Origin of the sequence: Cellulomonas gelida, assembly GCF_006538725.1 — a bacterium.
Classification (GTDB): domain Bacteria; phylum Actinomycetota; class Actinomycetes; order Actinomycetales; family Cellulomonadaceae; genus Cellulomonas; species Cellulomonas gelida.
The window spans coordinates 93,403-105,904 of record NZ_BJLQ01000006.1 but is presented as its reverse complement, the minus strand read 5'-3'; the positions used below and the strand labels follow the sequence as shown (position 1 = coordinate 105,904).

General features: G+C 73.3%; 12 protein-coding genes and 1 pseudogene. 5 read left to right on the top strand and 8 right to left on the bottom strand.

The window, feature by feature from the left end:
- The first annotated feature begins 38 nt into the window (after positions 1-38).
- Positions 39-566 carry a PH domain-containing protein gene (locus CGE01nite_RS04615; protein ID WP_141369243.1) on the top strand — a complete coding sequence of 176 codons (528 nt, stop codon included), beginning with the start codon at positions 39-41 and terminating at the stop codon, positions 564-566.
- Between the two features lie 16 nt (positions 567-582).
- Here CGE01nite_RS04615 and CGE01nite_RS04610 read toward each other — a convergent pair whose 3' ends face one another.
- Complete coding sequence (locus tag CGE01nite_RS04610; protein ID WP_048343533.1) at positions 583-1,707, bottom strand: GuaB3 family IMP dehydrogenase-related protein; 1,125 nt, start codon at positions 1,705-1,707, stop codon at positions 583-585.
- 159 nt (positions 1,708-1,866) lie between these two features.
- On the opposite strand from CGE01nite_RS04610, the gene CGE01nite_RS04605 reads away from it, so the two are divergent.
- Positions 1,867-2,616, top strand: coding sequence for an exonuclease domain-containing protein (locus CGE01nite_RS04605; RefSeq protein WP_082156423.1), 750 nt, complete (start codon positions 1,867-1,869; stop codon positions 2,614-2,616).
- Between the two features lie 118 nt (positions 2,617-2,734).
- On the opposite strand, the gene CGE01nite_RS04600 is transcribed toward CGE01nite_RS04605, so the two are convergent.
- From CGE01nite_RS04600 to CGE01nite_RS04585, 4 genes are all read right to left on the bottom strand, one after another.
- A complete protein-coding gene (locus CGE01nite_RS04600; protein ID WP_141369241.1) occupies positions 2,735-4,012 on the bottom strand; it encodes a CE1 family esterase in 1,278 nt (425 codons plus the stop codon).
- Between the two features lie 245 nt (positions 4,013-4,257).
- A complete protein-coding gene (gene guaB, locus CGE01nite_RS04595; protein ID WP_048343531.1) occupies positions 4,258-5,775 on the bottom strand; it encodes an IMP dehydrogenase in 1,518 nt (505 codons plus the stop codon).
- A 131-nt stretch (positions 5,776-5,906) separates the two neighbouring features.
- Positions 5,907-6,524, bottom strand: a complete 618-nt coding sequence (locus CGE01nite_RS04590) for a LuxR C-terminal-related transcriptional regulator (RefSeq protein ID WP_255318476.1) — start codon at positions 6,522-6,524, stop codon at positions 5,907-5,909.
- A gap of 256 nt (positions 6,525-6,780) precedes the next feature.
- Positions 6,781-7,782, bottom strand: coding sequence for a MerR family transcriptional regulator (locus tag CGE01nite_RS04585; protein WP_141369239.1), 1,002 nt, complete (start codon positions 7,780-7,782; stop codon positions 6,781-6,783).
- A 263-nt stretch (positions 7,783-8,045) separates the two neighbouring features.
- Between CGE01nite_RS04585 and CGE01nite_RS04580 the strand changes: the two genes are divergently transcribed.
- On the top strand, positions 8,046-8,351 hold the full coding sequence (locus CGE01nite_RS04580; protein WP_141369237.1) for a WhiB family transcriptional regulator: 306 nt from the start codon (positions 8,046-8,048) through the stop codon (positions 8,349-8,351).
- A gap of 132 nt (positions 8,352-8,483) precedes the next feature.
- Here CGE01nite_RS04580 and groES read toward each other — a convergent pair whose 3' ends face one another.
- On the bottom strand, positions 8,484-8,780 hold the full coding sequence (groES, locus tag CGE01nite_RS04575) for a co-chaperone GroES (RefSeq protein WP_048341739.1): 297 nt from the start codon (positions 8,778-8,780) through the stop codon (positions 8,484-8,486).
- A gap of 270 nt (positions 8,781-9,050) precedes the next feature.
- On the opposite strand from groES, the pseudogene CGE01nite_RS04570 reads away from it, so the two are divergent.
- Both CGE01nite_RS04570 and CGE01nite_RS04565 read left to right on the top strand, forming a co-directional pair.
- Positions 9,051-10,266 (top strand): annotated as a pseudogene (locus CGE01nite_RS04570) (class I SAM-dependent methyltransferase).
- Positions 10,266-11,402 carry a glutamate--cysteine ligase gene (locus CGE01nite_RS04565; protein ID WP_048341741.1) on the top strand — a complete coding sequence of 379 codons (1,137 nt, stop codon included), beginning with the start codon at positions 10,266-10,268 and terminating at the stop codon, positions 11,400-11,402. The pseudogene CGE01nite_RS04570 and the gene CGE01nite_RS04565 overlap by 1 nt, the downstream one beginning before the upstream one ends.
- A 14-nt stretch (positions 11,403-11,416) precedes the next feature.
- On the opposite strand, the gene CGE01nite_RS04560 is transcribed toward CGE01nite_RS04565, so the two are convergent.
- Both CGE01nite_RS04560 and CGE01nite_RS04555 read right to left on the bottom strand, forming a co-directional pair.
- Complete coding sequence (locus tag CGE01nite_RS04560; RefSeq protein WP_141369235.1) at positions 11,417-11,761, bottom strand: hypothetical protein; 345 nt, start codon at positions 11,759-11,761, stop codon at positions 11,417-11,419.
- A 135-nt stretch (positions 11,762-11,896) separates the two neighbouring features.
- Positions 11,897-12,487, bottom strand: a complete 591-nt coding sequence (locus CGE01nite_RS04555) for a hypothetical protein (protein ID WP_048341743.1) — start codon at positions 12,485-12,487, stop codon at positions 11,897-11,899.
- Between the last annotated feature and the right edge of the window lie 15 nt (positions 12,488-12,502).

The window sequence follows — 12,502 nt, the reverse complement described above, 5'->3', positions numbered from 1 at the left end:
GGGATGCTGCGCACGACGACGACGCGCGAGGAGGACCCGTGGCATACCCGATGGACGTGCTGACCGACGACGAGGTGGTCGTGGTGCACAAGCACCCGCACATCAAGGCGCTCATCGGGCCGGGTCTGGTGCTCCTCGTCGTGACCGCGCTCGCCGCCTGGGGGCTGCTCTGGTCGACCGGCGACACCGTGGCCGACTCGACCGCGACGGTCGTCGGCGTCGCGGCGGGCGTGGTGTGGCTCGCAGCCTTCGCCTGGTTCGTCGTGAAGTTCGTCAGCTGGCGCACGACGCACTTCGTCATCACCGACAAGCGCGTGATGTTCCGCCAGGGCGTGATCACGCGCTCGGGCATCGACATCCCGGTGCTGCGCATCAACAGCGTGCAGTTCCGGCACGGGCTGATCGACCGGATCCTGCGGACGGGGACGCTGATCGTCGAGTCCGCCTCCGACGACCCGCTCGAGTTCGACGACATCCCGCGCGTCGAGCAGGTCCACGCCCTGCTCTACGCGCGGCTCGACGACCGCCTCGACGACGACGACGACCGCGGGCCTGCGCCCCGCTGACCCGTCGCGCGCCGGGTCAGCGCGGCTGGTACGGCGAGAGCACGACCTCGACGCGCTGGAACTCCTTGAGGTCGGAGTAGCCCGTCGTCGCCATCGCGCGGCGCAGCGCGCCGATCACGTTGAGCGTCCCGTCGGCGGTGTGACCCGGGCCGAACAGGATCTGCTCGAGCGTGCCGGAGGTGCCGACCTCGACCCGCTCGCCGCGCGGCAGGTGCGAGTGGTGCGCCTCGGGACCCCAGTGGAACCCGCGGCCCGGCGCCTCGTTCGCACGCGCGAGCGCGGCCCCGAGCATCACCGCGTCCGCGCCGCACGCGATCGCCTTGACGAGGTCGCCCGAGCGGCCGACGCCGCCGTCCGCGATGACGTGCACGTAGCGGCCACCCGACTCGTCGAGGTAGTCGCGGCGTGCGGCCGCGACGTCCGCGACGGCCGTCGCCATCGGCGCGTGGATGCCCAGCGAGACGCGCGTCGTGTGCGCGGCGCCACCGCCGAACCCGACGAGCACGCCCGCCGCACCCGTACGCATGAGGTGCAGCGCCGCGGTGTACGTGGACGCGCCGCCGACGATCACGGGCACGTCGAGCTCGTAGATGAAGCGCTTGAGGTTGAGCGGCTCGGCGTTGCCCGAGACGTGCTCGGCGGACACCGTGGTGCCGCGGATGACGAACAGGTCGACGCCCGCGTCGACCACGGTGCGCCAGTGCTCCTGCGTGCGCTGCGGGGACAGCGCACCCGCGACCGTCACGCCGGCGGCGCGGATCTCCTTGAGCCGGGCCGTGATGAGCTCGGGCTGGATCGGGGCGGAGTAGATCTCCTGCATGCGCGCGGTCGCGCGGGCCGGATCGAGCGCGGCGATCTCGGTGAGGTACGGCGTGGGGTCGTCGTAGCGCGTCCACAGGCCCTCGAGGTCGAGCACGCCCAGTCCGCCGAGGTTCCCGAGCGCGACCGCGGTGGCCGGGCTCATCACCGAGTCCATGGGTGCGGCGACGACCGGGAGGTCGAAGTGGTAGGCGTCGATCTGCCAGCCGACGGACACGTCCTGCGGGTCACGCGTGCGCCGCGAGGGCACCACCGCGATGTCGTCGAAGGAGTAGGCGCGCCTTCCGCGCTTGCCGCGGCCGATCTCGATCTCGTTGCTCACCCGACGAGCCTACCGGCGCGGGCTCACGGGTCGCGTCGCGCGTTCGCGATCCGGGTGGGCCGTGTGGCGTGAGGTCACGGCGTGCGGCACTGCCGATGTCCGGCAGGTCCGGCGGTGTCGGTGCCCGGCCGTGTGGGTGCGCGATGGGATGCTGCGCCGATGGACGGCACCACGAGAGGGTCCCCGCTCGCGAGACTGCACCAGGTCTCCCTGCTGGGGTTCGACACCGAGACCACGGGCATCGACGTCCGGCGGGACCGGGTGGTGAGCGCGGCGCTCGTGCGGCGCGACACCACCGGGAGCCACGTGCGCACGTGGCTGATCGACCCGGGCGTCGAGATCCCCGAGGCGGCGGGCTCCATCCACGGCCTGACGACCGCGCACGTGCGCACGCACGGCACGGCCCCAGGACCCGCGCTCGACGAGATCGCCGGCGAGATCGCCGCCGCGCTCCTGAGCGGCTCGGCGCTCGTGGCCTACAACGCCGACTTCGACCTCGCGGTCCTCGACGCCGAGCTCGAGCGCCACGGTCTGCCCACGCTGCCGGAGCGCCTCGGCGGACCGGTCCGCCCCGTGCTGGACCCGATGGTCCTCGACCGCATGGCGGACCCCGCGCGCGAGGGCGGGCGCCGGCTCGTGGACCTGTGCGAGCACCACGACGTGGTCACCGGGCTGCTGCACACCGCCGACGCCGACGCGCTCGCGACGCTCGACGTCCTCGAGCGCGTGATCGCCTCGTCGCCCGCGTTGGCCGCCGCCGACCCGCAGGACCTGCACGACCGGCAGCACGTCGCCGTCGCGGCCTGGCGCGCCGCCTACCACGCCCGGAAGGCCGCGGAGGCTGCGCAGTCCGTGCTCGACGCACTCATGGTGGTCCCCGCTCCGGCGGCGGCACTCACCGCACCCTGACGGGGCGCCACACTGCCTGACTCGTCCGGGTCGTCGTCCGGGTCGGCACGGGCCGTCGTCCGCGCCGACCCGGACGCGGACGACGACCCCGTGCGGTGCCGACGTCAGCCTGCGCCGGTCACCGTCCCGCGCACGCCACTGCCGGCGTGCTCGGGGAGCCCGTGCCGATGAACCCGAGGGTCGTCGCACCTGCCGGTGCGAGCGAGCCGTTCCACGCTGCGTTCGCCGCCGTCACGCGTGACCCGCTCACGCTCGAGGTGCCACCCCACAGCTGGGACAGGCCCTGCCCGGCGGCCAGGTCCCACGTGACCGTCCAGCCGCTCAGCGCGGCGGACCCCGCCGTGACCGTGACCTCCCCCTGGAAACCTCCGGGCCAGGAGTTGATCGTGCGGTACGTCGCCGTGCACCCGGCGCCCGCGGGTGGCGGCGTCGTGGCCGTGGCCGACGGGCTCGGCGTCGGGGTCGGGGTGGGAGTCGGAGTGGGGGTCGGCGTGGGCGTCGGGGTCGGCGTGGGCGTCGGTGTCGTCGTCGTCGACCTCAGCGCCGTGAAGAAGCTCCACACCTCGCCCGGGACCCAGGACTGTCCCTGGTTGCGGTCCCGCGCGGCCCACGCGTGCCCGCCGTCGAACGCGAGCCAGACGACGGGGAAGCCGTCGCGGCACGAGTACGCGGTGCGCGTGTGCGTGCCGCTGCCGGGTGACGGCTCGGGCGCGGACTGTGCCTGGCAGCCGTTGTTGCGCAGCGCGCGGTCACGCAGCGACCGGCCCATCGAGATGTTGAGCACGTCGTCGCTCACCCCGTGCGACCCGAGGAACGCGATCGGCTGCGTCCCGCCCGCGCACCCGCTGAGCTCGGCGCCGTTGAGGATCGCCACGCCGCGGAACACGTCCGCACGCGCGCACGCGATCGCGTTGCTCATGCCACCGCCGTAGCTGAAGCCGAGCGCGAACCGCTGGGTCGTGTCGACGCACAACGTCGACTCGACCCGCTTGAGCACGTCGTCGATGAACGTCAGGTCACGGCCGTTGGAGTTGGGCCAGGCGTTGTCGATGCCCTGGGGCGCCACGAAGATCGTGCTGTCGCCGGCGAGCGGCTTGAGCCCGTAGTAGTTCTCGTTGACGACGTCGTTCGACGTCCCGTGCCACCAGTGCAGCCCGACGACGAGCCGGTACGGGCGGTTGCGGTCGTACCCGGAGGGGACGTCGAGCCGGAACGAACGGGTGGTCCCCCCGCTCGTGATCGAGTGCTGACCCGTGGAGAGCGTGGGCGACGTGCCGCACCCGCTCGTGGTCGCGGCGCTTACCGGCGCCGCTGCTGTCAGGGACCCGAGCAGCAGGGCGAACGTCGCCAGCAGCGCCGCCCCCACTCGTCGTCCGGGTGATCGTCCAACGCGCATGGCTGCTCCTTCGGTCGCGCACGCGCCGCACCGCTGCGTGCGAGGGACTGCCGCTCGATCTGGCCGGTGAGCGCTCACATGGCGCCTACCGGTCAGGCGACTTCGAGGTGGAGAACGTTATCGAGGAGGCCGACGCCCGGCCCATGGCTGAATCGTTCAGGGAGCGCGTCCCGCGTGACACCGAGAAGTGCCGACGGCGACCGCCCCACAGGGGACGGTCGCCGTCGGACGTGGTGCGGGAGGACTCAGCGACGCGACGAGTAGTTCGGCGCCTCGACGGTCATCTGGATGTCGTGCGGGTGGGACTCCTTGAGCCCCGCAGCCGTGATCCGCACGAACTTCCCGCGCTGCTGGAGCTGCGGGATCGTGTGCGCACCGACGTAGAACATCGACTGGTGCAGGCCACCGATGAGCTGGTGCGCGACCGCCGCGAGCGGGCCGCGGTAGGGCACCTGCCCCTCGATGCCCTCGGGCACGATCTTCTCGTCGGACGACACGTCCGCCTGGAAGTACCGGTCCTTCGAGTACGAGATGCGACCGCGCGAGGCCATCGCACCCAGCGAGCCCATGCCGCGGTAGTGCTTGAACTGCTTGCCGTTGACGAACACGAGGTCGCCGGGCGACTCCTCGCAGCCCGCGAGCAAGGAGCCGAGCATCACGGTGTCGGCACCCGCGACGAGCGCCTTGGCGATGTCGCCCGAGTACTGCAGGCCGCCGTCGCCGATCACCGGAACGCCAGCCGGCTTGCACGCGAGGGACGCGTCGTAGATCGCGGTCACCTGCGGCACGCCCACACCCGCGACCACGCGCGTCGTGCAGATCGACCCCGGACCCACCCCGACCTTGACCGCGTCCACACCGGCGTCGACGAGCGCCTGAGCACCCTCGCGCGTCGCGACGTTGCCGCCGATGACCTGCACGTGCCGGGTCAGCGGGTCGGACTTGAGACGGCGCACCATGTCGAGCATCAGGCGGGCGTGGCCGTTGGCGGTGTCGACGACGAGCACGTCGACACCCGCCTCGGTGAGCGCGGTCGCGCGCTCCCAGGCGTCCCCGAAGAACCCGATCGCGGCGCCGACGACGAGCCGGCCCTCGCCGTCCTTGGTCGACAGCGGGTACTGCTCGGACTTCACGAAGTCCTTGACGGTGATGAGGCCGCGCAGCACACCCGCGGCGTCGACGAGCGGCAGCTTCTCGATCTTGTGCTTGGCGAGCAGCGCGGCGGCGTCGTCCCGGTCGATCCCGACGGGCGCGGTCACGAGCGGCATGGGCGTCATGACCTCGCGCACGCGGCGAGTCTCGAACTCGCCCATCGGCACGAAGCGCAGGTCGCGGTTGGTGATGATGCCCAGCAGGCGCCGCTCGTCGTCGACGACCGGCAGGCCGGACACGCGGTACATGCCGCACAGCGCGTCGAGCTCGGCGAGCGTCGCGTCCGGACCCACGGTGACGGGGTCGGTGACCATGCCGGACTCGGAGCGCTTCACGCGGTCCACCTGGTGGGCCTGGTCCGCGATCGACAGGTTCCGGTGCAGGATGCCGATGCCGCCCTGCCGGGCCATCGCGATCGCCATGCGCGACTCGGTGACCGTGTCCATCGCCGCCGAGAGCAGCGGCACGCGCACACTGATCTCGCGGGTGAGCCGGGAGGTCGTGTCGACCTCGCTCGGGATGACGTCGGTCTCCCCGGGGAGCAGGAGGACGTCGTCGTACGTGAGGCCGATCCGCGAGAAGGGGTCGGCCGGCGAGTCGGGTCCCGTCATCGGATCAGGATACGTCCGTGCGGGCGATGGTCGGCGGTCCCGTCCAGGCCCCGGGACGCGCGCGGCGAGCGCCCGGGCTGACACTCGGACCCGGTGCCGGACCGGCTCGAACGACGCTCGTCAGGAGTGGGTCAGCGGATCAGCCCGCCGCGCAGCCCGATGGCCACCGCCTGGGCACGGTCGTTGGCGCCGAGCTTGCGGAACAGGCGCCGCGCGTGCGTCTTGACCGTGTCCTCCGAGAGGAACAGCTCGGCGCCGATCTGCGCGTTCGACCGGCCGTTGCTCATCCCCACCAGGACCTCGATCTCACGCTTCGTGAGCGTGACGGCGGGACGTGCGGGCTCCTCGGGCACCTCACTGACGTCGGCCTGCGTGCCCGACGACGGCAGCGACGGACGGGGCACGTCGACGACCGCGCGCTGCGCACCGGCGAGCACGGGGCTCGCCAGGACGTGCGCGGCGACGGCCGAGAGCTCGGCGCGGCCGACGTCGGGCGCGAGGAAGCCCCGGGCCCCGAGCGCGAGCGCCCGGTCGAGCGCGGCCGAGTCGTCAGGCTGCGCGAGCAGGACCACGGCGACACCGGGCGCGACGGCGCGCAGACGGCGGATGGCCTCCCCCGCTCCGGGCGCCGGGATGTGCGCGTCGAGCAGCACGACCGTCGGCGGGACGCGGCGCGCGTGCGCGAGCAGCTCGTCGACCGTCGCCGCCGCACGCACAGGGCTGAGCGTCGGCACTCCGATCGACGTCACGACCAGTCGCTCGCGTACTGCGGTCGAGGCGTGACAGACGACCACCCCTGCCATCGCGTCCTCCTTCTGCGGGTGTTCCCCCTCGGGCCTTCGTTGTGCTATCGGCCACTCGGAAGTGCGACGTTAGCGGCTCCCAAGCGCGAGCGGGCGCCGACGCACGGGCGCTTCGTGGCCCGGTGCGGCCCTCTGGGCGAATTGAGCCGGTCGGACACCGGCGCAATTCCCCCTGCCCGGCCGCCGCCGAACGGCCCAGACTTCACCCGTTCGGCGGACTTGCCGCGACCGCCAGCACCTCGTGCAGGAGCCCGCGGAACGTGCGCGAGCGCGCCACCGACGAGCCCGCGGGCACGGCCGGCGCCCCGTCCGGCAGCATGACGAACTGCGCGAGGGTCGGGTGTGCGCGCGCGATCTCGGCGACCGGCGACAGGTCCACCTCGGCGCGGCGCGAGACGGTCACGACCGCCGACGGCCGCGTCATCACGACGAGCTCGAGCGCGTGGTGCACGCTCGTCGGCCCGCCCACCGCGCGCGCGTCGATCCCCGCCGCGACGAGCGCCGCGGTCAGCGCGTGGACGAGCAGGGGCCGCTCCTGCCCCCCGGGCACGAGGACGAGGACGACTCCGCGGTCGCGCGGCGCGGGCGGCAGCCACGCGCGCAGCGCCTCGACCGCCGCGGCGCGCACGGTGAGCGCGGCGTCCGCGCCGGGCCGGTCGACGACCGTGCGCCGCCCGAGCTCGGTGAGCGCAGGCTCGAGCAGGTCGGTCCACCACCGCTCGAGCTCGACGGTCCCGGCGCCGGGCGGGATCGTCACGATGTCCCGGCAGGCCGCGGCGTCGCCCGCGAGCGCGGCGTCGACGAGCGCGGTCGGGGTGACGACGGCGCGCGACGCGCCCGCGAGGGTCCCCGTCGGTCGGGCCGCGAGGCTCCCTCCGGACCCTCCCTCGGGCACCTCGACGTCCGCGACGCTCGCGAGCCGTGCCGCATCACCGGGCGCGACACCGTCGAGCGTGAGCCGCCGCATGACCAGGAGGCGCTCGACGTCGGCCGCCGAGTAGCGCCGGTGCGAGCCGGCCGACCGTTCGGACGGCCCGAGCCCGTACCGGCGGTCCCACGTCCGCAGCGTCGCGGGCGCGACGCCGAGGCGCGCGGCGACCGCCGCCACCGTGAGCGGCGCGGCGTGGTGCGCAGGGGCACCGACCCGTCGGCCACCGTCGTCGCGCTCGGGTCCGGCCGAGCCGTCGTCGGGCGACAAGGTCATGGCGCGATTCTGCCAGGCCGTCCGGCCCAGAATCGCGCCCGGCAACCCATTGCGCGTCACCCGATCGTGTCAAAACGGCACAGACGCGCACACAGAACCGCGCCGCGACCTGTTATCGAACGAGTCTTGACCGGATTGTGGCGCGGTTGTAGCGTTCCGGTCACACGCCGTGACGACGTGGCACGACGACCTTGACAGCAGCAGTGAAGCCAGGACGAACCGATCGCCCGGATCCGCAGCCGGACGATCGACGAGGAGGACGCATGGCCGAGATCTCGCGCTTGCCCGGACCCGTGATGGACCTGTGGGAGTGGCAGTTCGAAGGCGCCTGCCGCGACGCAGACCAGGACCTCTTCTTCCACCCCGAAGGCAAGCGTGGATCCGCTCGCCGACGTCGCGCCGAGGCCGCCAAGGCCGTGTGCGCCACGTGCCCCGTGCTCGACCAGTGCCGCGAGCAGTCCCTCGCGGTGCGCGAGCCCTACGGCGTCTGGGGCGGCCTGTCCGAGGACGAGCGCGCCGCGCTGCTCGCCCAGCGGGGCCGCACCGTCGTCGCCCGCACCACCGCCTGAACCCCCGTCTGACCCGCGCCGGCTGAGCGCCCGCGGCCCCGAGCTCCGGACCCACCGGGGAACGTCGAAGGCCCCCGTCCATCAGGACGGGGGCCTTCGCGTCGCCTGACCCGCGGACGGGTCAGTGCAGGATCACTTGACGACGACCGCCAGGATGTCGCGCGCCGAGAGGATCAGGTACTCCTCGCCGGAGTACTTGACCTCGGTGCCGCCGTACTTCGAGTAGATGACCTTGTCACCGACAGCGACGTCGAGCGGGACGCGGTTGCCCTTGTCGTCGATCCGACCCGGACCGATCGCGAGGACCTCGCCCTCCTGGGGCTTCTCCTTGGCGGAGTCCGGGATGACCAGACCCGAGGCCGTCGTCGTCTCCGCCTCCAGGGGCTTCACGACGATCCGGTCCTCGAGCGGCTTGATGGAGACCGACACTGCGGACCTCCCCTTCGCGTGTGTTGAGTGGTTCAGTGGGTCGCGCCCAGCCACCGTCGTCGCGGGTGCCGGAGACCTGGCGCGTTGGCACACTCATACCGAGAGTGCCAGTTCCTCACTCTAGGAACCGCTTGGCACTCGGTCAAGGCGAGTGCTAACCCCAGCGCCGACGGGCCGGGCGCACGCCTGGAAGCAGGAGTGGAAGCACACGCCGGCCCGACGCGCGGAGCGGGTCCCGCGCAACGCCCGCAGGGTGCAAGGATCGCCGACATGGATGCCGACGGCCTCAGCCGGCTGCTCACCCCCGACGGGTGGGCGCTGCTGTCCGCCCTGCCCCCGGTACGACGAGCGGCTCGCGATGCCGCTGGGCGAGCGGCTGCGCGCCGAGGGCCTGCACCCCTCCCTCGTCGCGGCCGCGCTCACGCAGTCGCGCCTGCGCGGCAAGGCGCACGCCAAGCTCGGCGACTTCGCCGACGGCATGCTGTTCACCGCGGCGGGCCTCGAGCAGGCGACCCGGCTCGAGGTCGGGGCGCACCACGCGCGCCGCTACCGCGACGCGGGCCTCACGCACGTCGCGGACCTCACGTGCGGGATCGGCGCGGACGCGCTCGCGTTCGCAGGGGTCGGCCTGCGCGTGACGGCCGCCGAGCTCGACGAGATGACCGCAGCCATCGCGACGGTGAACCTGCGGCACTTCCCCGAGGTCGAGGTCCGGCACACCGACGGGCTGAGCCTGGACCTGACGGGCGTCGACGGCGTGTACGCCGACCCCGCTCGTCGCACGGGCGGCGGTTCGCGCGTGCACGACCCCGCCTCCTACTCCCCGCCGCTGGACGCTGTTCTCGCGGTCCGCGAGCGCGTCCCCGCCCTCGGCCTCAAGCTCGGCCCCGGCATCGCGCACCGCGACCTGCCGGACGACGCGCGCGCCCAGTGGGTGTCCGTCGACGGCGACGTCGTCGAGCTCGGCCTGTGGTTCGGCCCGCTCGCTCCCGAGGGTCCGGGCCGCTCGGCGCTCGTCCTGCGGGGCGGGCAGCCGCACGTGCTCGCTCCCGTCGAGGTCGCGCACGCGCATGTCGGGGCGATCGGCGCGTACCTGTACGAGCCCGACGGCGCGGTCATCCGCGCGGGGCTCGTCGGCGACGTCGCGCTCGACGTGCGCGGCCGGCTCGTCGACCCCACGATCGCCTACGTGACGTCCGACGAGCTGCAGGCGACCCCGTTCGCGACGGCCTACCGCGTCCTGGACCGGATGCCGTTCGGGCTCAAGCGCCTGCGCACCTACCTGCGCGAGCGTGGCGTCGGCCGCCTGACGATCAAGAAGCGCGGCACGGCGGTCGTGCCCGAGCAGCTGCGCCGGCAGCTCGACCTGCGGGGCGACGCGACCGCGACGATCGTGCTCACGCGCGTCGCGGGGCACCAGAGCGTCCTCGTCGTGGAGCCCGTCGGTGACGAGCTCGCGGGCACGAGCGCGCCGGGAGGCTCCTGATGGCCGCGCCCGTGCACCTGCCGTTCGCGAGCAGCGAACGCTCGACGGTCGGGCTCGAGTGGGAGGTCGCCCTCGTCGACGCCGACTCGGGGGACCTGCGCCAGGCCGCGCAGGCGATCTTCGACACCGTCGGCACCGATCATCCGAACATCACCCAGGAGCTGCTGCGCAACACGGTCGAGGTCTCGTCCGGCAAGTGCCGCACCGTGGGTGAGGCGGGCGCCGACCTGCGTCGTGCGCTCGACGAGGTCGCCGCGGCGGCCGCTCCCCTGCGGATCGACCTCATGGGCGGCGGCACGCACCCCTTCGCGCACTGGGCCACGCAGAAGGTCAGCGACAAGCAGCGGTACGCGACGCTCATCGACCGCACACAGTGGTGGGGCCGGCAGATGCTCATCTACGGCGTGCACGTGCACGTCGGCATCGAGGACCGGGCCAAGGTGCTGCCGATCTCGCGCGCGATGCTCACGGTGTTCGCGCACATCCAGTCGCTGTCCGCGTCGTCCCCGTTCTGGGGCGGCAAGGACACCGGCTACGCCTCCAACCGCGCGCTGCTGTTCCAGCAGCTGCCGACGGCCGGGCTGCCGTACCAGTTCGACGAGTGGTCCCAGCTCGAGCAGTACGTCGGGGACATGCTGCACACCGGCGTGATCGACCAGTTCAACGAGGTCCGCTGGGACGTGCGCCCCGCGCCGCGGTTCGGGACGCTCGAGATGCGCATCGCCGACGGCGCGACGAACCTGCTCGAGGTCACCGCGATCGGCGCGCTCACGCACTGCTTCGTCGAGCACTTCTCGTCGTTGATCGACGCAGGCGAGCCGCTGCCGTCGATGCCCACGTGGTTCGTGCAGGAGAACAAGTGGCGCTCGGCGCGCTACGGCATGGACGCGATCATCATCACGAACGCGGCGGGCGACGAGGAGCTCGTCACGGACTCGGTCGCGCACTGGCTGACCGTGCTCGCGCCGGTCGCCGAACGCCTGGGGTGCTCCGAGGAGCTCGAGCAGGTCCGCGTGATCCTGCGTCGCGGCGCGTCCTACCAGCGGCAGCGGGCCGTCGCGCGCCGCAACGCGGGAGAGCTCGACGCGGTCGTCGCCTCCCTCGTCGCCGAGCTGCGCGCAGGCAAGCCGCTGTAGGCCGCTGGACGCCGCTAGTACCGGCTCGCGAGCGGGGCGATCCAGCGCCAGGTGTCCAGCATCGCGTCGGCGACCAGCGCCACCTCGGCGTGCCGCGACGGCGGCGCGACGACGCCGACGACGTAGGCCCAGCCGTCCCGGTCGATGTGGGTGTCCGCGAACATCGTCCCTCCCCCGTCGAGGAGCACCGTCAGTCGCCACCCGGTCCCGGCTGCGGTCTCGTCGCGCTCGACCGGACCCAGCCACGTCCAGCTCGGTGGGGTCTGCGTGCGCAGCGCGTCCGGACGACGCGCTGCCTCGAGGATCGGACGACCGTCCTGGAGGGCGCCCACGGCACCCAGCGACATGATCGTGATCACCGCTCGCCCTCGGAGCGGCACGGTGGCACTGCGTATCCCGTGGGGATCCAGGAGCCCGGCCCGGCACTGCGCCCCGGGCCGATCTGGAGTCTCGCAGCCCCTGCCCCCGACGACGACGCGCGTCGTCGGCTGCGGTCAGCTCGCTGGGCGGCGGGCCGGGACCTGGTCGTGCCAGCGCCAGCTCGTGAGCACACGCTCCGCGGCGGCGAGGAGCGGCTCGTGGTCCGAGCCGCCGACCAGGCGGACGACGAACGCCCATCCGCCGTGGTCCACGTGCAGGTCGGTCACGGTCGTCGCGAGCGCCGTGCGCACCGTGCGGCGCCACATCGGTCCGGCTGCGGTCACGACCTGCTCCACGACGGCGGGACCGGCCCCGTCCGGCTCACCCCACGGGTCGCGGGCCGACGAGCGGGCGCGATCCTCCGCGACCGGCAGGCCGCCCGGAGCCTGCAGCGGGTCCTGCGAAAGTTGGAGCGGTCCCAGTGCCTCGATGGTGAGCGCTCCCCCACCGAGGTCGGCGGCGAGCATCCGCGCGCCTTCGACGACCGTGTCCACGTCCGGCACCAGCAGGTCGAGGCCGGGCCGCCCGTCACGCGCGCTCAGCGTCGCGCGACGAGCGGGCGACCCGCCTGTCGTCGCCCGTCGCCCTCGCGGCCCGATCGCGCTGGCGAGGCACCACACGGCGAACGCGGCGAACGGCACGGCCAGCAGCAGATCGAGACCCATGCCCTCCTGATCGTC